Origin of the sequence: Pseudomonas parasichuanensis, assembly GCF_021601385.1 — a bacterium.
In the GTDB taxonomy this organism is placed as follows: Bacteria; Pseudomonadota; Gammaproteobacteria; order Pseudomonadales; family Pseudomonadaceae; genus Aquipseudomonas; species Aquipseudomonas parasichuanensis.
The window spans coordinates 1-19296 of sequence record NZ_BQHO01000056.1 but is presented as its reverse complement, the minus strand read 5'-3'; the positions used below and the strand labels follow the sequence as shown (position 1 = coordinate 19296).

Below are 19296 nucleotides of genomic sequence, written 5' to 3'. Positions count from 1 at the left end.
GACAGCTCGATCAGCGATGACAACGTGCGCGCCCGGCTGTTCAACGACCTGCCGAGGACCACCCTGGAAAAGGCCCTGGAAGAGGTCAACGCGCTGATCCGCCCGGTAGATGACGTCTATTTTCTTGCATTGGAAGCGCGCTACCGCAGCGTGCGCCGCTTCCTGCCCGACCTGCTCAAGCACATCCGCTTCGGCTTCAGCCCGGCCGGCAAGGGCGTGGCGGCTAGTCTGGAGTGGCTGCAACTGAACCTGCCGCGCCGGAAGCCAGAGGATGACGCGCCGCAGGAGATCGTGGCCAAGGCTTGGCAGAAGCACATCACCCGCGAAGATGGCTCCCTCGACATGGGTGCCTATGTGTTCTGCACGCTCGATGCGCTGCGCACGGCCCTGCGCCGCCGCGATGTCTTCGTCTCGCCCAGTTGGCGCTATGCCGACCCGCGCCTTGGCCTGCTCGACGGTGCCGAATGGCTGGCGGCGCGACCGATCATCTGCCGGTCACTGGGCCTGACCATCGACGCCAAAACCACCCTGGACGCCTTGTCCGTCGAGCTGGATGCAACCTGGCTGGCAGTAGCCGCGCGCCTGCCCGACAACCCGGCGATTCAACTGAGCGAGAACACCGAGGGCAAGACCGAACTGTCGCTCGGGGCGCTGGACAAGCTGGACGAGCCCTGCTCGTTGCTGCAACTGCGGGCGGCCGTGTCTGACCTGATGCCGCGTGTCGATCTGCCGGAAATCCTCTTGGAAATCGCCGCCCGCACTGGCTTTTCCGAGGCCTTCACCCATGTCTCCGAACGCAATGCACGCGCCGACAACCTGGTCACCAGCCTCTGCGCGGTGCTGTTGGGCGGGGCCTGCAACACCGGCCTGGAGCCCTTGATCCGCACCGACAACCCGGCGCTGCGCCGTGACCGGCTGTCCTGGGTCAGCCAGAATTATATCCGCGACGACACCCTGTCAGCGGCTAACGCCATCCTGGTCGGAGCGCAAAGCCAACTGGAACTGGCCCAAGTCTGGGGTGGCGGCGAGGTCGCCTCCGCCGATGGCATGCGCTTCGTCGTACCGGTGCGCACCGTGCATGCCGGCCCCAATCCGAAGTATTTCGGCACCGGCCGGGGTGTCACCTGGTACAACCTGATTTCCGACCAATTCTCCGGCCTCAACGCCATCACCGTGCCCGGCACGCTGCGCGACAGCCTGGTGTTGCTGGCGGTCGTGCTGGAACAGCAGACCGAGTTGCAGCCGACGCAAATCATGACCGACACCGGGGCCTACAGCGATGTGGTGTTCGGGCTCTTCCGCCTACTTGGCTACCACTTCAGTCCGCGGCTGGCCGATGTCGGCGGTACCCGCTTCTGGCGCACGCGCCCGGACGCGGACTACGGCAAGCTCAACGGGCTGGCCCGCCAGTCGGTCAAACTCGACCTGATCGCCGAGCACTGGGACGACCTGCTGCGCCTGGCCGGCTCGCTCAAACTCGGCCGGGTGCCGGCGACTGGCATCATGCGCACGCTGCAAACGGGAGATAGACCCACCCGGCTGGCCCAGGCGCTGGCCGAATTCGGGCGGATCGAAAAGACTCTGCACACGTTGACCTATATCGACGACGAGTCCAAGCGCCGCGCCACCCTGACCCAGTTGAACCGAGGCGAAGGCCGGCACAGCCTGGCCCGCGCCGTGTTCCACGGCAAACGCGGCGAGCTCCGCCAGCGCTACCGCGAAGGCCAGGAAGACCAGCTCGGTGCTCTGGGCCTGGTGGTGAACATCATCGTGCTGTGGAACACCCTCTACATGACGGCGGCCGTGGAACGGCTCAAGCAGCACGGCTATCCAGTGCTGGAAGAGGATTTGGCCCGGCTATCGCCGCTGATCTACGAGCACATCAACATGCTCGGGCGGTATTCCTTTGCGGTACCGGAAGAAGTTGCGCGCGGCGAGCTGCGGCCACTGCGTAATCCAGACGACGACCTGTGATCCCCCTAAACGCTATGAGCAACACCCAAGCTGCTGCTGGATCGGCGGGCACTTCACCGAGCCGAACGAACAGAAAACGCAGCAATCCCCTGGGTTGGGGCGCAGCAGCGCCTTGCAGTTGCTGCACTCGTAATAGAACTGGCAGGCGTCCGTGGGCATGGTTTCCGGCTTGGCGAAGCCGCAGCGCGGGCAAGTCAGCACGGACTCAAGGACAATGGCGCTCATCGTGACCTCACTTCTGCACTGTGGAGGGGTATCCCGCGTTCGCGGTCGCCTCAGTCAGTGCCTCGGGCTGGGCCTTATCGGGATCGTAGGTGACGGTCGCCGTCTTCTGGTCGAAATTGACCTGGACGTCACTCACGCCGGACACCTTCTCCAGCGACTTCTTGACCGTGATCGGACAGAGTCCGCACGTCATGTTCTGCACGTCGAGCGTGACGGTTTTCGGGGGAGCCGCCAGCGCCACGAAGGGCAAGGCGAAAAGCACGGCGATCAGCAGTTTGCGCATGGTTAATCTCCTTCAGTAGAACAGCGGGGCGAGCCACGGCACGGCCAATAGGCCGAGCAGCAGCACGCTGACGATCCAGAACACGAGTCGCTGTCGCACGAGCGTGCGCGGATCGGCGCAGGGTGTACCTGGCGTACAAACCTGTGGCACCAGGTAGAGCTTGCGGAATGCCAATCCCAGGAACAGTAGAGTCAACCCGATGAAGAGGGGGCGTAGTGGCTCCATCATGGTCAGAGCGCCCACCCACGTACCGCCGACACCGAGTGCCAACAGCACCAGTGGCCCGACACAGCACACCGACGCACCGATGGCGGTCAGCGAACTCGCGACCAGCGAGCCTTTCCCGGTGAGTTGCATCCCCATTCCCATCTCCTGAGCCTGATTGCCTAGGTGCTATTCTAAACTCCGTACCAAAGTACGGAATCAAGGAGAAAGTGATGGCCACAGAGCTGACCATTGGCAAGCTGGCAGACGCCGCCGGGGTGAACGTCGAGACGATCCGCTACTACCAGCGACGCGGGCTGCTGGATGAACCAGCCAAACCCTTGGGTGGCCATCGGCGCTATCCGGTGGACATGGTGAAGCGACTGCGTTTCATCAAGCGGGCTCAGGCGCTGGGTTTCACGCTCTCGGAAGTCGGTGGACTGCTGACGCTGGATGAGTCGTGCGCCTGTGCCGAAACGCGAGCACGGGCTGCACGCAAGCTCGCGTTGATCGAGCAGAAGATGGCCGACTTGGTCGTCATGCAGCAACTGTTAGGCGAACTGGTGCAGCAATGTGATGCGGGAGACGGCGGAACGATCTGCCCGATCATCGAGGCACTGATCAGAGAGTAATGCCTGGCGGGTGAGCTGGAGATCGGAAAGCCCCTTTACGGTGGGATTCAGAGCTTACGTTGGTTTTTGGTTCCATTGCTCCCCAAACCCCAATTTCACTACGCGCTGACCACCATCGCGCGCATGCCGGTGCTGGCGGGTTTGCTCGATAGCCTGTGGATGCGCACCGGCCCACTGATCGCCCGTGCCTATGGCAACTTCAACGAGCGCATGGCCATCGACCATCACTGGGAAGTGCTCGACGCACTCAAGCGCCGCGATGGCGCGGCGGCACGGGCGGCCATCTGCCGTGACATTCTCGATGGCAACGAGAAGATGCTCGAGTACATCGAGATGGCGCAGGCGGACTGATTGGCAGTCAATTCGACTGTTGACGAAACATAGATGACCAGTTAGTTTATTAAAACTTTCTCATCACTGGATGTCTCTGTCATGGCTCGCCCGGTCAACCTCGAAGTCAGATCCCGTTTGCTGTCGATTGGCCGCCAGGTGGTTCACAACCGTGGCTTCAACGGCTGCGGCGTCCAGGACATCACCGCCGCTGCCGAGATTCCCAAGGGCTCTTTCTACAACTACTTCGCCAGCAAGGAAGACTTCGCGGCAGAGATCCTCGAGGAATACTGGACCTCGATCGAAACCCGCCACGGGCCGATCTTCTACGACGCCCGGGTCAAGCCGCTGGAGCGCATCGGCCAGTTCTTCCAGGCCCTGGTGCTCGAGCACGGCGAGCATGAATACAGCCTGGGTTGCCTGATTGGCAACCTGTCCCTGGAAATGTCCAATGGCAGCGAACAAACCCGCAAGCGTCTGGCCGATGTGCTGGCGCGCTGGGAAGGTTTGCTCGCGAGCTGCCTGCGTGAAGCGCAGCAGCGCCGCGAACTCTCTGAAACTCACGACGCCGAAGCGCTGGCCAGTGTCATCGTCGAAGGCTGGGAAGGTGCGGTCATGCGCGGCAAGGTCCTGCGCGACGGTGCACCTCTGCAGCGTTTCGTATCGATGGTCTTGCCTCGGCTATTGGAGTGAGTTTTTTTTCCTCATTAATAAGACGACTGGTCATTTATATAAAGCAACATTCACGTCTCATCCACGCAAGCACCCAAGAGGTAAATCGTCATGAGCCATCTGTACGCCGACCCCGCCGAACCCGCACTGCCTGCCACTGGTTTCAAGCTCGACCTGAGCAAAGCCGCCCTGGTGGTCATCGACCCACAGAACGACTTCCTCAGCCCTGCCGGCGCCAGTTGGGCGGTGTTCGGTGAGAGCATCGTCGAGAACAACACCGTCGAAAACCTGGAAAAACTGTTCAAGGCCTTCAAGGCTCACGACCTGCCCGTGGCCGTGTCGCCACACTATTACTACCCGCACGACCACGACTGGCATTTTGGCGGTCCGCTGGAAAAGGTCATGCACAGCATCTGCATGTTCGATCGCAAGGGACCGAACACCCTGGAAAACTTCGAAGGCTCCGGCGCCGATTTCCTCGAGATCTACAAGCCGTACATTCTCGACGGCGAGACCATCATCGCCTCGCCGCACAAGGTCTACGGCCCGGAAACCAACGACCTGGCGCTGCAATTGCGCAAGAAAGGCGTGTCGCAGATCATCCTCGCCGGCATGGCGGCCAACCTTTGCGTGGAATCACACCTGCGCGAACTGCTCGAACAGGGCTTTGAAATAGTCGTGGTACGCGACGCCACCGCCGGCCCGCGCCTGCCGGATGGCGACGGCTACCTGGCGGCCATCATCAATTACCGCTTCCTCGCCCACGGGCTGTGGACCACCGAAGAGACTATCGCGCAACTGCAACCGGCTTGATCGTGCCCGAGCGGCCGGGCATCGCGCCCCCCCGCTCTTTCTCGAGAACCCCCGATGAAAATCCCCGCCCGTTATGAGCATTTCGTTTTCGGCGTCGTTCAATCCGGCCTGACCTGCGCGGTCGCGGCCGCCATCGCCACCACACCCCATGCGCTCGACCTGGCCTTTGCCGGCCGCTGGTTGAACGCGTGGGCGCTGTCGTGGGTATCGATGTTGCCGGTGGTGGTGCTGGCGGCGCCGATGATTCGGCGCGTGGTGAGGCGGATGACGGTGGGCTGAATGACTTGGCTATGACTCACCCAACACACCGCCATCGCGAGCATGCTCGCTCCTACCGGGGGCTTCGGGGCTGCTCGCGACAGGCGCGCAAGCCCGCACCCGACGCACGAAATACTGTGCCCGTTCGCATTTTCGCAATAAACCACTTTTCATCCGCGCATTTGTAGCCGCTTCGTTCACGGACAAGCCGGTACATTAGACCTCCATGGTCCCGCAGAGCGACCGACAACAAAACCTACAGCTCGCCCAAGAAAATCTGCCAACCATTCGGAGTCTTTCCATGAGCACATTGCGCACTACAGCTTTCCAACTCGCGAGTCTGGCCCTGTTCATCGGTAGCGCCACCCAGGCCATGGCCGAGGACATCACGTTCGTATCCCAGGGCGGTGCTTATCAGGAAGCCCAGAGCAAGGCGATCCTGGAGCCTGCGGCGAAAAAGCTCGGTCTGACGCTCAAACAGGACAGCTCGCCCAAGGCCTACCCGATCATCAAGACCCAGGTCGAGAGCGGCAAGGTCACCTGGGACGTGGTGGACCTGCCCACTGGCGACTGCATCCGTGGCGAAGCCGAAGGGCTGTTCGAGAAGCTCGACCTTGCGCTGATTCCCAATGCCGCGCAAATACCCGACAGCCTCAAGGACGAATACAGCGTCGGCTACATCAGCTACTCCACGGTGCTGGCGTATCGCACGGACGCGTTCAAAGGCGCGGACGTACCCAAGACCTGGGCCGACTTCTGGGACACCAAAAAATACCCGGGCCAGCGCTCCCTACGTAACCTGCCACGTCCAACCCTGGAAATCGCGCTGCTGGCCGATGGCGTGCCGATGGACAAGCTCTATCCGCTGGACGTCGATCGCGCCTTCCGCAAGCTTGAGCAGATCAAGCCCGACATCGCCACCTGGTGGACGTCCGGCGGGCAGTCGGCGCAGCTGATCAGCGACGGCGAAGTGGACATGATCCAGGCCTGGAACGGCCGTATCACCGCCGTACAGGCCGCCGGCGCACCCGTGGCATTCGACTACAACCAGGGTGTGCTGGAAACCAACTCGTTGTGCGTCCTCAAAGGCTCGCCGCACAAGGTGGCCGCCATGAAATTCGTCAACGAGGCCATCGATGCCAAACTGCAAGCGGCGTTGCCGATGATCATCGACTACGGCCCGCTCAACCCCGAAGCCTTCAAGACCGGGGTAATCCCGGCCGAGCGCGAGGCCAAGCTGCCTTCCGCACCCGGCAACATCTCGCGCCAGGCCCTGCTCTCGGCGCAATGGTGGGCCTCCGAAGCCGGGGTCAAGGCCGAAGAACGCTGGTTGTCCTTCGTCCAGAAAAAATAGCCATCGGCCGTTGCTGCGCCGCAGGCCAGAGGCCTCGGCGCAGGACATGCCGTCTGCCCCCGCGATTTCGACATAAAGCGCTTGCGCACCGGTCAATTGCGTCCACTTCATTCGTTGGCATCCCGGTACATTAGGCCTGAGGGTCCCGCAGAGTGACCTGTGCAGACAACTCGCGCTCGCCTCAAGTACCTGCCCACCATTGGGAGTTCTTCACATGACATTACCCGAGCACCGCACCCTGCTGTCCGCCAGGACGACTGCCACCGCCAGCGCTACCCGTCAGTGCTGGATACCCTCCAGCACTGCGCAGTGACGAGAGGTCATCATGTCCAACGCCTATCTCGCCAAATCCATGCCCGACTCCAGCGACCAGCAGCACCAGCCGCCCATGACCAGCGAAGACGCCCTGGCCCGTGAAGAACGCAAGGAGCACACCTCCATGCTGTTGCTGCTCACCCCGGCGCTGGTCATGGTCGTGGTGCTGTTGATCATGCCGCTGTGCTGGCTGGCCTTTCAGTCGGTCCAGACCGAGGAAGGGTTTTCCCTGGCCAACTACATCCGGATTTTCCAGGAAAGCATTTACTGGGACACCTTCGCCCTGACCTTCAAGATCAGTTTCCTGGTGACGATCCTGTCGATCGTCATGGGCTTCCCCATTGCCTACGCCGCTTCGCGCCTGCAGGGTTTCTGGGCCAACCTGATTCTGATCTGCGTGATCCTGCCGTTCTGGACCAGCGTGCTGGTGCGGGCCTATGCCTGGCTGGTGCTCCTGCAACGCCGCGGACTGGTCAATCAGACGCTGATGGACCTTGGCATCATCGACCAACCCCTGACGCTGATGCACAACACCACTGGCACGGTAATCGGCACCCTGCACGTCATGCTGCCCTTTATGGTCCTGCCGCTGTATTCGGTGATGAAAAAAATCCCCCAGGACCTCATGCAAGCGTCCGAGAGCCTTGGCGCCAAACCCTTCTACACCTTCCGCCGGGTCTTCCTGCCGATGGCAGCGCCGGGGGTCATGGCCGGTTCCATCCTGGTGTTCGTCATCTGCCTAGGCTTCTTCATCACCCCGGAACTGCTCGGCGGTGGCCGCACGATCCTGGTGTCGATGCTGGTGCAACGCAACGTCGAGCTCTATCACGCCTGGGGCGCAGCCAGCGCAGTCGGCCTGGTGCTGCTGTTTGTGGTGTTCCTGATCTTCTGGGGCATCAATCGCTTCATCCCCATCGAACGCATCCTGGGAGCGCGCTAAATGAACCTGCTTGCCAACCTGCGTCACCTTCGCCTGTCCCACGTGCTGTTCACGGTGCTGGTCGCGGCGATCCTGCTGTACCTGATCATCCCGGTGCTGATCGTGGTACCCATGTCGTTCTCCGAGGCGCGCTTCCTGCAATTCCCTCCCAAGCAATGGTCCTTCCACTGGTACGAGGCGTTCTTCAACAGCGTGGAGTGGATGTCGGCGGCGCGGGTCAGTCTGATCACGGCATTTTTCACCATGGCCATCAGCCTGCCGATTGGTATGGCGGCCGCCTACGCCATCAACAACTCCAGCCTGAAGGTGGTGCGTACGCTGCAGATCATCCTGCTGCTGCCGATGATGGTGCCCATCATCCTGATCGCCGCCGGCGTGTTCTTCGTTTACGCCCGGGTCGGCCTGATCAGCACGCTGACCGGCCTGGTGCTGGCGCACATCATGCTCGCCTTGCCCTACGTGATCATCGCGCTGCTGGCCGGTCTGCGTAACTTCGACATGTCCCAGGAAATGGTGGCGCGCAGCCTGGGCATGAACCGCTTTCGCGCCTTCATGGCCGTGACCCTGCCGCAGATCAAGCCCAGTGTGGTCTCGGCGACACTGTTCGCCTTCATCACCTCGCTGGATGAAACTGTGGTGGCGCTGTTCATCTCCGGCGGCGACAACCAGACTCTGACCAAGCGCATGTTCACGGCGCTGCGCGACGAGATCGATCCGACCATTGCCGCTATCAGTTCGATCCTGATCCTGGCGTCGCTGATCCTGGTGGTGATTGCCGGTCGCAACAAACAATAACCAACAACGCACTCCCCCTCTGCAAACACACTTGCCCGCCATTGCGGGCAAGTGTGTTTTTGCGTCCTGACCACGCACGCCCATGCCGACGTGCAGCCCAGCACAGCCTGCCGTCACACGGCTTAATTCAGCATCTATCACCCGTGTCCAGGCCCATCTCGGGGGAACCGCAGAATTCGGAAAAAATCGTACGCTAAGCTAACGGTGTTCTCGTGACAGCTCTTTGACTAGGCTTTCTAAGGCCATTCTGATAGCCCTGACTTCCTGAAAAGCCATGGCTAAAATTTGTGCGGCTAAAAGGGATAACCGATGGTAAAGTAAGTTATCCCTGTCGAGATACTGAAAAGCGTTATCCTCGTTTTTCCCAAAACTGTTTTGCCAGTTCGCTCAGAGCGCTAGTTAACTGAGCGACAGATTTCGCACTTTGCAAATTATTCTGCCCGGTCTGTACATTGGTATCAGCAGCATCGCGTATATTGATAATACTGCGGTTTATGTCTTCACTTACTGCTCCCTGCTGCTCGACCGCAGTCGCTATTTGCGCGTTCATGTCGGTAATTTCGTTAACGCGTTGGCCAATTCCATCAAGAGCTGTAGCTGCTTCCTCTGCGTGAGCTACACTCGTGTGCGCTTGCCGACTACTTTGCTCCATGACTGTAACAGCGGATTGCGCTCGCTCTTGTAGAGCGCTGATCATGCTTTGAATATCCGTTGTCGATTGCTGTGTGCGAGCAGCAAGACTGCGAACCTCATCGGCGACAACAGCAAAACCACGCCCCTGCTCACCAGCACGCGCGGCCTCAATTGCTGCGTTGAGTGCCAACAAATTCGTTTGCTCGGCGATCCCTCGTATAACGTCAAGAACTTTTGATATCTCGTTACTTTGACCTTCAAGCTCATGAATAACCTGAGCGGCTTGCCTAATTTCACCTTCAAGGGCAGTGATTGACTGGCTTGTGTGGGCTACCAGACGCTGGCCAGATGCCGTCTCAGTGTCTGCTCTTCCGGCCGCATCTGCAGCATGCTGTGCATTGCTCGCAACCTCTTGAATGCTTGCCGCCATTTGGTTTACTGCCGTTGCTATTTGATCTGTCTCTGCCTGCTGCTCAACTGTAAGTACATTGCTTGACTCAATATCCTTTAGTAGGCCTCGGGTGTGTTCGCTAAGCCGATTTGATGCATCACCTATGCGACCTACTATGGCGCCTGTTTCAGCTTGCATCATTCGTAAAGCAAACTCTATTTGGCCAAACTCATCGGTGCGCCCAGTGTAGAGGGATTGACTTAATGGGTTATTGGAAATATTCCTGGCTCTTTCAACCAGTCTTCCAAGAGGAGAGAGAATAGCCAAAACACTAACAGAGCTTAAGCTTCCTGACATTAAAGTGGGCGGTTACAGGAGCTGAGTGCAACACGGTTATTGAATTGAAGCTGGAGCATCATGCCGCATAGCCATAGCTTCCTGCATCACCTCGTCCATAACCTCGATCGGACACTTGAAGTCGAAGCGCTTACGGGGGCGCATGTTCAGTTGCAGTGCGATGGCATCCAGTTCCTCCTGGCTATGCACCGACAAGTCCGTGCCTTTGGGCAGGTACTGGCGGATCAGGCCATTGATGTTTTCGTTACTGCCGCGCTGCCAAGGGCTGTGCGGGTCGCAGAAGTAAATCGCCACCCCGGTCTGCTGGGTGATTTCAGCATGCCGCGCCATTTCTCGGCCCTGGTCGTAGGTCATGCTCTTGCGCATCGCCAGCGGCATGCCATTGAGCGCTGCACTGAAGCCTTCCATCGCCGAGGTCGCCGTCGCGTCGTTCATCTTCACCAGCATCAGGTAGCCACTGGTGCGCTCCACCAGCGTACCTACAGACGAGGCGTTGGCCTTGCCCTTGATCAGGTCGCCTTCCCAATGCCCTGGCATCAGTCGGTCTTCGATCTCCGGCGGACGTACATGAATACTGACCCTCTCAGGGATCTGACCGCGCCGATCCACGCCGCCAGAGCGCGGCCTGCGCATCGTCTTGCTTTGGCGCAGGCAGATGATCAGCTCTTTACGCAGCTCGCCGACTGGCAAGGCATAGATCGCGTTATAGATCGTCTCGCGACAGACGTAGGCATCTCTGAGGCTGGGAATATTCATGCTGCGCAGCTTGCCGGCAATCTGCTCGGGAGACAAACGCTCACGCAGCATATGCGCCACCAATTCGAAGCGCTCGCTACCCGGCAACAGCTTTTGCTTCGGTCGACACACCTGACGGCGGGCCTGCATCTGCTGCTGGGCCACGCGGGCCGAGTAGCCGCCACAGGCATCTCGATTGCGGCGCAGCTCCCGGCTGATGGTCGAAGGGGATCGGTTGATCAAGCAGGCAATCCCGCGCAGGCTGAAACCTTGGGCATGACCGATTTGAATGGTGGCGCGCTCTTCAACGCTGAGTTCGGAATAAGACATAGGGACAGCACCGTACCGGAAAGGTCAGGTGTTGCACTCAGTTTTCGCCGCCGCCCCCTTATTATCACTGCGAGGTGAATAGCTTTTCTGCCAATTGATTATGCCAATGCGATTCTCTTCGCCGAAGATTTCGTCCATGAGCATGCCAAGTCTAAATAGTTCCCTATGATCAATACAGATAGCCATAACCCCGCCTGGGGTTAGCATCTCACGCATCATCCAGATTCTGGGTGTCATGAAGCGCAACCATTTGCTGTGCTTGGACCCATCATCTTTAGGAACTACATCGCCGAGATCTGGATCGTTTGGATCCTTGTCCCACTTGTCGTTATAGCGGAAGTCCTCGCCGGTGTTGTACGGCGGGTCTGTTACTACAAGATCAACTTGACCACGATATTTATAGAGCGTGACCATCGCAGAAAGGTTTTCACCGTCCCAGATCTCATTCTCTGACTGGGCGGTTTCCTCTCCAAAGGATACTTTCTTGATAATACGATGCAGCTTCGGCTTGACCTGGCGGATGATCTGCCAGGGAGCAGCCCGCCCGGTGTAACTCATAACGATGCCATTCTTGCCAGCATCGGCAAGCGCCGCATCATGCTCCTGCAGCATACGGACCAAGGCGGCCCTCGGCAGTTGTTCGTAATCCATGCTTGCCCCTTGAATTCGTGCGGCGGCACCGAAAAGCTGAAAATTCTAGTACCGCTCGTGGATGCTTCACCATCCCTAGGGTGGCGAGTGTACTTGTGAACGTATTGATTTGGCTGTTAAACCGTTGAAAAAGACGGATCAACTGAGTTCCAAACGGGCTGCGTACTGGCTGGCAGATGCGAATCCGGCGCACGCCGCTCCCTTCTGGGCTCAAGCCCGCGAAGCGGGCATAAAGAACCCGGCCGAGGCCGGGATCCTTATGGGCTTATGGGCCGGCGTATTGGTCTGCCCAGTCCAAAGCCGGTGCCACGGGAGCTTGCACCTCCTGAGGCCAGGTTTTGGAGCCCACTGCAAATCGCCCGTAACCCATTAAAAGATAGCTGGGCATCCGACGAAAAGAGCACCAAGGCACCATTACCCTTGAGCTACAGCGCCGCTACGGGGCACCAGTTTGATTTCAACGCGGCGATTTTGGGCGCGACCCTCGGCGGTGTCGTTGGGGGCAATGGGCGAGCTGGAGCCTGCACCAAAGGTTTGCAGGCGCGAAGGATCGACGCCATTGCTGCGCAAAGAGAAAAAGGGGACTGATTTATGTGCGCCAGGCAAAGCTTGGTCGCCTGGGAATGACGGCGCAAGCCGTCACGAAATGGCGTAAGAAACCCAGCGGGTATGACCCCCGCCCGGTAAAGGTTAGCCACCGACCGGAAGCGAGTCTTGCGTGGTGACCGGGTAACCGGCGCTGCGAAGCGTAGACAGCAGAAAAGGGGATTTATTTTCCCTACTCTAAAACGGCCGCTGTTGGCCGATTGCTGCCTGTCGTGGACGACCGTTTAACTTCAAAGCCTGACTGGATTGCAAACTGCTGACACGCGTAGATTCTGTTTTCGACTCGTTTAATGCCGTCGATGCCAGGCCATAAACAGAGAGGAAACAACCGCTCGAAAATTCGAGCCATAGACTCTAGAGCCAGTGGGTAGTCGGAGTCATGTTCCTGCAACCATCAAATCCAGATTCTGCACCGCCGCTCCAGCGGCTCCCTTCCCAAGATTGTCAAACACCGCAGCCAACAAAACCTGCCCCGTCTCATCATTTTCACACACCACCAATCGCAAACTATCAGTCCCGTTAAGCGCCTGAGGATCAAGGCACGTCAACCCTTTGGCCTCCTGCATCGACATCACCTGTACATGGTCCGCATCGACGTAGTGCTGCATAAGACACGCATGCAACCGCACCGCATCCACGCCCGGCGCCAACAAGCGAAGTTGCAACGGTATGGTCAGCACGATCCCCTGCCGAAAAGCCCCATAAGCCGGCACAAACATCGGCCGCTCCATCAGACCGCTTTGCTGCTGAATCTCCGGAATATGTTTGTGTGCCAGCCCCAGACCATAAACCTGAAACGCGGGCGCCTGTGATGCGCCCTCTCCCTCATGCTCTTGCACGCCAACGCGCCCTTTTCCGGAATAGCCCGACACAGCATGAATGTTCGTCGGATAGTCCCTGGGCAGCAACCCGGCCTCCAGCAATGGGCGCAGCAGCCCTATCGCCCCCGTGGGATAGCAACCGGGATTGCTGACCCGCCGTGCCGTGGCGATGCGTTGGGCCTGCTGCGAGTTCATCTCCGCGAAACCATAGGTCCAGTCTGGATGGGTGCGGTGCGCCGAACTCGCATCGATCACCCGAACGGCGGGGTTTTCGATGCTCGCTACAGCGTCGCGTGCGGCTTGGTCGGGCAAGCAGAGAATCGCGATGTCGCAGGCGTTGATGATTTCGGCGCGACGTTGCGGATCCTTGCGATGTTCGGGGCTGAGCGTGATAAGCCGCAGATCGGTCCGGTCGCGTAGACGTTGATGGATTTGCAACCCGGTGGTGCCTTGGTCGCCGTCGATGAATATAAGAGGACTTGCCATGGAATGCTCTCGGACATAGGAAATCAGGAGTTCCAATCTTCAGTGAGGGGCTAAGATAGGAAAAGTTGAATTTCTAAACGATGAAATTCAGCTTTTCTGAACAAGGAGTGACTCATGCGCGAAATCAGCCTGGACCGTCTGCGCACGTTGGTGGCCATTGCCGACCTGGGTTCGTTTGCCGAGGCGGCCCGTGTGCTGCACCTCGCGCCACCCACGGTCAGTTTGCATATTGCCGACCTGGAGTCGCGGGTTGGCGGAAAGCTGTTGTCGCGCACACGTGGGCGCATTCAGCCTTCGGCGATTGGAGAAACGCTGGTGGAGCGCGCGCGGCGCCTGTTGGCGGATGCGGAGCAGGCGCTTGAGGACGTGGAGCGTCAGGTGCAGGGCTTGGCCGGGCGTGTGCGGCTGGGTGCCTCCACAGGGGCCATCGCACAGTTGATGCCGCAAGCTTTGGAGACGTTGGGCCAACGCCATCCCGCTATCGATGTGCAGGTCGCGGTGCTCACGTCGCAGGAAACTTTGAAGAAGCTTGCCGAGGGCTCTTTGGAGATCGGTCTGGTCGCGCTGCCACAGACCCCGGTGAAGGAATTGCGGATCGAGCCATGGCGGCGGGACCCGGTCATGGCCTTCTTGCCGGCTCGCTGGGAATGCCCGGATGTTGTGACCCCCGGTTGGCTGGCCGCCCACGCCGCGTATTCAACTGAACTACAACGATGCGATCAAAAGCCTAGTGGCGGCCGGTTATGGTGCGACGTTGTTGCCGCATGAAGCCTCCACGCCATTGCCCGATACCAGGATCGTCATGCGGCCATTACAGCCCTTATTGTGGCGTCAACTTGGTATTGCCCACCGTGGTGGGGACGTCGAGCGGCCTACGCAACATGTGCTGGATGTGTTGTGGGGGTTGAGTGCGGGCTAGGGCGATGTTGTCAGAGAAAGGACCGCTTTCGACCCGGTCATACGGTGATTGAGGTCCCAGGCGTCAGCTACCGCACCTGAAGCCGTCGTTCATCGCTCCAAAGCCGGTGCCTGTCTCCGTTCGCCCAGGCCAGGGTGTCGTAGTACTTGTGCAGCAGCTCGGTAATGGCGGCGGTGTCGTCGGTCATGGGGTTTCCTTGGGGTTGGCGGTGAGGACTGCCTGGACGCGTGCTTGCAGCGCGGGCAGCACGTCTTGTTGGAACCAGGGGTTGCGCACCAGCCAGCGATTGTTGCGCGGGCTAGGGTGAGGCAGGGGGAACGCTTGCGGCCAGTGCTCGCGCCAGGCTTCGACCACCCGGGTGAGCGGCGTCTTGCCAGTACCGAGGTGGTAGTCCATGGCGTAGCTGCCCAGCACGATGACCAGCGACAGGCGCTCGAAACGCTGCATGAAGGCTTCGCGCCAGGCGGGGGGCGCACTCCGGGCGTAGCGGCAGGTCACCGCTTTTGCCGGTGCCCGGATAACAGAAGCCCATGGGCAGAATGGCGATGCGGGTAGGGTCGTAGAAGGTGTCGCGGTCCACGCCCAGCCAGGCGCGCAGACGCGCGCCGCTGGCGTCGTCGAAGGGCACGCCTGAGGCATGGACCCGGGCCCCCGGTGCTTGGCCGGCGATGAGGATGGGCGCACTCGGGTGAAACTGGAAGACCGGCTGCACGCCGTGTGGCAGATGCGGTGCGCAGCGCGTGCAGGCGCGGACGTCGGTCAGAAAGGCGTCGAGTGTCGGCATGGCGCGCTTCCGGAAAGGGTGGCTCGCGCAGGACGGAGGTGCCATCCTGCGCGAAGCGTAACCCGGCAGCAAGTCAGTGCTGGGTCAGTGTCGGATAGCCCTGGATGAATACGCGGTCGGTCTTGGCCGCCGGCACATGGCAGCCCATGCAGTCGGCTTCGTAGCTGACGGCGACATTCTTGGCGGGGGCGTCGGCCTTGAACAGCGCCCAGCCCCAGCCGTCGCCCCACAAGGGGTTGCTGGCGAAACGGCCTTTGGCGTCCTTGACCATCACGAACCACACGGCCGCATCGGAACCCCAGACCACAGGGTTGCCAGTGGTCATGGCGCTGGTTTCGAGCTTGCGGATCTCTTTCACCAGCGTGGCGCCGTCCAAGAACTTGCCGGTCTTGCGGTAGTGCTCGGCCGAGGCCTTTTCGGTGTACACATCGTGCAAGCCGCGAGAGGCGGATTTTTCGTCCAACACCGCATATGAGCCCAGGTGGACGAAGTTTGTGCGGAAGTCTGTGGGGCGGCTGATGCCGCCCTGGCTGTCCACATAGGGCGAAAAGTCGCCGGCCGTGACGGCCAGTGGCAGGACGAGGGCGCTGGCGAGCAGAGCGCCGGTGAGTGCGATTTTCATCGTGTTCTCCTTATATGCCTATGGAGATCAGACGGCGACCACGGGGAAATCCACCGTGGTGTCGGCGATGTGGTTGGTGTAGTTGGTGAGCGTGTTCAGCGCGACGTTGGCGATCACTTCCAGTATCAGGCCGTCGTCGAGCCCCGCGCGGCGGTAGTTGGCCATGGCGTCGGCCGACACCACGCCGCGTTGCTCGACCAGCGCGCGGGCAAAGCCGGCGATTGCATCGTCAAGTGCGTTGGCCGCCTGGCCGGTGCGGGCCGCGGCGATGGCCTCTGCCGACAGTCCGGCACCTTTGCCGATCAGGGTGTGTGCGCTCAGGCAATACTGGCAGCGATTGGCTTGACCGGCAGCGAGCGCAACGATCTCGCGCTGGGAGGCATTCAGGCGGCCGGTGCCCAGCGTTTCGGACAAGCCGAGGTAGCCATTGAGCGCCGCCGGCGCGTGGGCCAGCGTGGCGAACAGGTTCGGCACCATGCCAAGCTTGGCTTTGACGGCCTTGAGTGTGGCAGCGGTAGCGGCGTCAGCGGTGTCGATGGTCAGGGGGGCGATTTGGGTCATGTCTATCTCCGTAGTGGGTGAGGTGCAAGAGCACGTGGGCATGATCGCCCTTTGTTTGGTACGATATGGCACGTAAAGTATCAAATACGTAACCTATCGTCTTATATGGAGAGTGGAATGGCGGATCGACTGGCCGGCTTGCTCCGGCACTACTCGCTTTCGGCGCGCGTTTTTCACAGCGGCGCCTTCTGTGGGCAGCATCATTACGCGGCGCCGCATGGCTATATCCATCTGGTGCGGCGCGGCCCGATTACGGCGCGTTCGCCCGTGCATGAAGATCTGCTGGTTACCGAGCCGAGCCTGCTGTTTTATCCGCGCGTGGCGTCGCATCGTTTTGTCGCCGCCCCCGGCGATACCGCTGAGCGGTTGTGTGCGGAGGTCGACCTGGGCGCTTCGACGGGCAATCCGTTGGCCATGGCCTTGCCGTCGATGCTGCTGATTCCGTTGGCGGACTTGCCCGGCCTCGGGCCGACGCTAGAGTTGCTGTTTGCCGAAGCCGAGCGCGACCAGTGCGGTCGGCAGGCCGCCATCGACCGCTTGTGCGAGTTGCTACTGATCCAGTTGCTGCGTTATCTGATGGATGGGCGGCTTGGCGCCACCGGACTGCTGGCGGGCCTGGCCGACCCGAAACTCGCGCGCGCCATAACCGCCATGCACGATGCGCCGCAGACCGCGTGGTCGCTCGAGGCGCTGGCGGCGAAGGCGGGCATGTCACGCGCGCGCTTCGCCGCCGCGTTCAAGGACGCGGTGGGCGTCACGCCGGGCGACTATCTGGCCGACTGGCGGATGAACGTCAGTTGCACCCTGCTCAAGCAGGGGCGGCCGGTGGCGGTGGTGGCCGACCGCGTCGGCTACGGCAGCCCGAACGCTCTGGCGCGCGCCTTCCGCGTGCGCATGGGCTGCGCCCCGCGCGACTGGCTGGCGCAGCAGCGCGGTGACGCGGCGCTCAGCGGTTCGTGAGTTTGAGTTCGATTCGCCGGTTCTTGGCGTAGGCGGCGCCGGTGTTGCGCTCGTCGAGCGGGTGAAATTCGCATCACGCCGGAACAACTGGCGGAACTCCAGGTGGCGATCCGTCAACGGCTGGTCAGTCTGTTCGTGCGGCGCGGCCGGCTGGACAAGGCTGAGTCAGTGGCGCAGGTAGCTGGATGACGCTGTCCCGCCCTGAGCCGACGCTCACAGGCGGGGATTTCCAGTGTCGTCATTGTCGGCTATTGGCCGATCTCTGCCTGTCGTGTCTCTGCCGCTAACTGGTCAAGTCGGATGCAAGCGGCTGGCCAAATAGGTGCAATTGCGCAATCACGTCCAGGGGCGCGCCAGGTCGGCCGGTGGCCTATTCCCGATCCCGCGCCGGCAGGTGTCGATAGAGGGTTGGCAACGATACCCCGATGGACATGGCCACCTCCTTGGCGTCCATCCCGTTGCTCAGCAATGTCTGCGCCGCCTCGGTCTTTGCCGGGGTCATAACCGGAGGCCGGCCCCCGACCTTTCCGCTACGCCTGGCGGCTTCAAGGCCGGCCTTGGTTCGCTCCAGGATCAATTCCCGCTCCATTTCCGCCATGGCTGCGAGGACGTGAAAGAAGAAGCGCCCAGCGGTGCCTTTGGTGTCGATACCGTCAGTGAGCGAGCGAAGATCGACCTTCCGCGCATCGAGGTCGGCAGCAAGATCAACCAGCCCTTTCATTGAGCGGCCAAGGCGATCCAGCTTCCACACGACGAGCGTGTCACCCTCGCGGGCGAAAGCCAGTGCATCTACCAGGCCGGCGCGGTCTAGCTTCTTCCCGCTGGCCTTATCGGTGAAAACTTTGTCGCATCCAGCGGCTTGTAGTGCGTCGAGCTGGAGGCGTAAGTCTTGATCGACAGTTGAGACGCGAGCGTAGCCAATCAGCATCAGGTGGCCACCTGGCTAGTGGTCTGATCGAGCAGCGCGAAATAGTGCTCTAGCACCTCGACCGACACCCCGTTGACGCCAGTTGTCCCGATGGATCGGGCATAGTTAACGGCCTCGCGCAGTTCGATTTGCTCAGAACTTAGGTCTTTCTCAAGCGGGTTAGTTTGGGTCATGGCCTTTTCTCAAATCGCGGTCTCCCGAGAGTATTTGAGAAAATGCTTTTAAGAAAGTGTTTTGAGATAAAAAAGGCCCTGCAATGCGGGGCCTTGGTGTCACTTTCAGAAGGCGACAGCACGAAATATCAAAAGTCGACCGCACGGTCTTTTCTGACGTTGGAGTCGCCTCAGAAAACGGAAAATAAAGCACGCTAAGGCGTAGTTCCCTCGGGCTACACCGCGTCCGCACTGCGCGGTTCTTTCTTCCCTTGCAGTGACGCAATCAGCGGGCAGGAAACGTTCCCCTTCCGCGCATGGCAGGCGCACACCAAATCAGACAGCACGGCCTCCATGCGCGCCAGGTCAGCCATCCTCTCGCGCACGTCCTTGAGCTTGTGCTCGGCCAGGCTGCTGGCTTCCTCGCAATGGGTGCCATGTTGGCGCTGATGGAAAATTGACCCACCCTGCCGATTGAAATTTGACCCAGGGCGGATTGCTGATTTTGTTACCAGCAACTGTGGATAAGTCTACCAGCGCAGCTGCTGTTGCCCCCACTCCTTCG

22 protein-coding genes and 4 pseudogenes are annotated in these 19296 nt (G+C 60.5%); 11 read left to right on the top strand and 15 right to left on the bottom strand.

All coding sequences use genetic code 11. The features are described 5' to 3' along the window. Nucleotides 1–1974 (top strand): Tn3 family transposase (locus L6D77_RS26255; RefSeq protein ID WP_236170206.1); only part of this gene is annotated, 1974 nt, incomplete at its 5' end. Nucleotides 1975–1986: 12 nt separating this feature from the next. On the opposite strand, the gene L6D77_RS26250 is transcribed toward L6D77_RS26255, so the two are convergent. Genes L6D77_RS26250 through L6D77_RS26240 form a run of 3 tightly spaced genes read right to left on the bottom strand, consistent with a single transcriptional unit; the run spans nucleotide 1987 to nucleotide 2845 of the window. After that, a complete protein-coding gene (locus L6D77_RS26250; RefSeq protein ID WP_003089113.1) occupies nucleotides 1987–2199 on the bottom strand; it encodes a GDCCVxC domain-containing (seleno)protein in 213 nt (70 codons plus the stop codon). Nucleotides 2200–2206: 7 nt separating this feature from the next. After that, a complete protein-coding gene (gene merP, locus L6D77_RS26245; RefSeq protein ID WP_003150552.1) occupies nucleotides 2207–2482 on the bottom strand; it encodes a mercury resistance system periplasmic binding protein MerP in 276 nt (91 codons plus the stop codon). Between the two features lie 12 nt (nucleotides 2483–2494). Beyond that, nucleotides 2495–2845: a mercuric transporter MerT family protein gene (locus L6D77_RS26240; RefSeq protein WP_003089115.1), complete on the bottom strand. Its 351-nt coding sequence runs from the start codon at nucleotides 2843–2845 to the stop codon at nucleotides 2495–2497. Nucleotides 2846–2919: 74 nt separating this feature from the next. Between L6D77_RS26240 and merR the strand changes: the two genes are divergently transcribed. The 8 genes from merR to L6D77_RS26200 all read left to right on the top strand — a co-directional run bounded on the left by merR (nucleotide 2920) and on the right by L6D77_RS26200 (nucleotide 8795). Next, nucleotides 2920–3318 (top strand): Hg(II)-responsive transcriptional regulator, encoded by a 399-nt coding sequence (merR, locus tag L6D77_RS26235; RefSeq protein WP_003089120.1) that lies wholly within the window; start codon nucleotides 2920–2922, stop codon nucleotides 3316–3318. A gap of 75 nt (nucleotides 3319–3393) precedes the next feature. Next, nucleotides 3394–3669, top strand: coding sequence for an FCD domain-containing protein (locus L6D77_RS26230; protein WP_306303426.1), 276 nt, complete (start codon nucleotides 3394–3396; stop codon nucleotides 3667–3669). A gap of 81 nt (nucleotides 3670–3750) precedes the next feature. Then, nucleotides 3751–4341, top strand: a complete 591-nt coding sequence (locus L6D77_RS26225) for a TetR/AcrR family transcriptional regulator (RefSeq protein WP_003465041.1) — start codon at nucleotides 3751–3753, stop codon at nucleotides 4339–4341. A gap of 90 nt (nucleotides 4342–4431) precedes the next feature. Further along, nucleotides 4432–5133, top strand: a complete 702-nt coding sequence (locus L6D77_RS26220) for a cysteine hydrolase family protein (RefSeq protein ID WP_003465039.1) — start codon at nucleotides 4432–4434, stop codon at nucleotides 5131–5133. A gap of 54 nt (nucleotides 5134–5187) precedes the next feature. Further along, complete coding sequence (locus L6D77_RS26215; RefSeq protein ID WP_003465037.1) at nucleotides 5188–5412, top strand: DUF2798 domain-containing protein; 225 nt, start codon at nucleotides 5188–5190, stop codon at nucleotides 5410–5412. Between the two features lie 280 nt (nucleotides 5413–5692). Then, nucleotides 5693–6745, top strand: coding sequence for an ABC transporter substrate-binding protein (locus L6D77_RS26210; RefSeq protein WP_003465034.1), 1053 nt, complete (start codon nucleotides 5693–5695; stop codon nucleotides 6743–6745). A 325-nt stretch (nucleotides 6746–7070) separates the two neighbouring features. Further along, nucleotides 7071–8000, top strand: coding sequence for an ABC transporter permease (locus tag L6D77_RS26205; RefSeq protein WP_003465031.1), 930 nt, complete (start codon nucleotides 7071–7073; stop codon nucleotides 7998–8000). After that, the gene (locus tag L6D77_RS26200) at nucleotides 8001–8795 is read left to right on the top strand and encodes an ABC transporter permease (RefSeq protein ID WP_003465028.1); all 795 of its coding nucleotides are present in this window, start codon (nucleotides 8001–8003) and stop codon (nucleotides 8793–8795) included. A 349-nt stretch (nucleotides 8796–9144) separates the two neighbouring features. Here the strand turns inward: L6D77_RS26200 and L6D77_RS26195 are convergent, their stop codons facing one another. From L6D77_RS26195 to argC, 5 genes and pseudogenes are all read right to left on the bottom strand, one after another. Beyond that, nucleotides 9145–10176, bottom strand: a complete 1032-nt coding sequence (locus L6D77_RS26195) for a methyl-accepting chemotaxis protein (protein ID WP_073454648.1) — start codon at nucleotides 10174–10176, stop codon at nucleotides 9145–9147. Nucleotides 10177–10212: 36 nt separating this feature from the next. After that, nucleotides 10213–11241: an IS30 family transposase gene (locus L6D77_RS26190; RefSeq protein ID WP_003465026.1), complete on the bottom strand. Its 1029-nt coding sequence runs from the start codon at nucleotides 11239–11241 to the stop codon at nucleotides 10213–10215. A 24-nt stretch (nucleotides 11242–11265) separates the two neighbouring features. Beyond that, nucleotides 11266–11892 carry a DNA methyltransferase gene (locus L6D77_RS26185; protein WP_003465024.1) on the bottom strand — a complete coding sequence of 209 codons (627 nt, stop codon included), beginning with the start codon at nucleotides 11890–11892 and terminating at the stop codon, nucleotides 11266–11268. Between the two features lie 414 nt (nucleotides 11893–12306). Beyond that, nucleotides 12307–12462, bottom strand: a pseudogene (locus L6D77_RS26180) (OmpA family protein); the annotation flags it as partial. A gap of 413 nt (nucleotides 12463–12875) precedes the next feature. Further along, on the bottom strand, nucleotides 12876–13805 hold the full coding sequence (gene argC / locus L6D77_RS26175) for an N-acetyl-gamma-glutamyl-phosphate reductase (RefSeq protein WP_003465021.1): 930 nt from the start codon (nucleotides 13803–13805) through the stop codon (nucleotides 12876–12878). Nucleotides 13806–13919: 114 nt separating this feature from the next. Between argC and L6D77_RS26170 the strand changes: the two are divergent. Further along, nucleotides 13920–14724 (top strand): annotated as a pseudogene (locus L6D77_RS26170) (LysR family transcriptional regulator). Between the two features lie 183 nt (nucleotides 14725–14907). Here L6D77_RS26170 and L6D77_RS26165 read toward each other — a convergent pair. From L6D77_RS26165 to L6D77_RS26150, 4 genes and pseudogenes are all read right to left on the bottom strand, one after another. Further along, complete coding sequence (locus tag L6D77_RS26165; RefSeq protein ID WP_003830781.1) at nucleotides 14908–15171, bottom strand: uracil-DNA glycosylase family protein; 264 nt, start codon at nucleotides 15169–15171, stop codon at nucleotides 14908–14910. A 61-nt stretch (nucleotides 15172–15232) separates the two neighbouring features. After that, nucleotides 15233–15508, bottom strand: a pseudogene (locus L6D77_RS27680) (uracil-DNA glycosylase family protein); the annotation flags it as partial. 73 nt (nucleotides 15509–15581) lie between these two features. Further along, nucleotides 15582–16130 (bottom strand): cytochrome P460 family protein, encoded by a 549-nt coding sequence (locus L6D77_RS26155; protein WP_003465000.1) that lies wholly within the window; start codon nucleotides 16128–16130, stop codon nucleotides 15582–15584. A 27-nt stretch (nucleotides 16131–16157) separates the two neighbouring features. Beyond that, nucleotides 16158–16733, bottom strand: coding sequence for a carboxymuconolactone decarboxylase family protein (locus tag L6D77_RS26150; RefSeq protein ID WP_003464997.1), 576 nt, complete (start codon nucleotides 16731–16733; stop codon nucleotides 16158–16160). Nucleotides 16734–16808: 75 nt separating this feature from the next. Between L6D77_RS26150 and L6D77_RS26145 the strand changes: the two genes are divergently transcribed. Next, entirely contained in the window at nucleotides 16809–17651 is an 843-nt protein-coding gene (locus L6D77_RS26145; protein WP_003464996.1) for a helix-turn-helix transcriptional regulator, read from the top strand. A gap of 370 nt (nucleotides 17652–18021) precedes the next feature. Here the strand turns inward: L6D77_RS26145 and L6D77_RS26140 are convergent, their stop codons facing one another. The 3 genes and pseudogenes from L6D77_RS26140 to L6D77_RS26130 form a co-directional block, all read right to left on the bottom strand. Further along, a complete protein-coding gene (locus L6D77_RS26140) occupies nucleotides 18022–18579 on the bottom strand; it encodes a recombinase family protein (protein WP_236170205.1) in 558 nt (185 codons plus the stop codon). After that, nucleotides 18579–18752, bottom strand: a complete 174-nt coding sequence (locus L6D77_RS26135) for a hypothetical protein (protein ID WP_236170204.1) — start codon at nucleotides 18750–18752, stop codon at nucleotides 18579–18581. The genes L6D77_RS26140 and L6D77_RS26135 overlap by 1 nt, the downstream gene beginning before the upstream one ends. Before the next feature lie 215 nt (nucleotides 18753–18967). Further along, nucleotides 18968–19174: pseudogene (locus tag L6D77_RS26130) on the bottom strand (MerR family DNA-binding protein); the annotation flags it as partial. Nucleotides 19175–19296 lie beyond the last annotated feature (122 nt).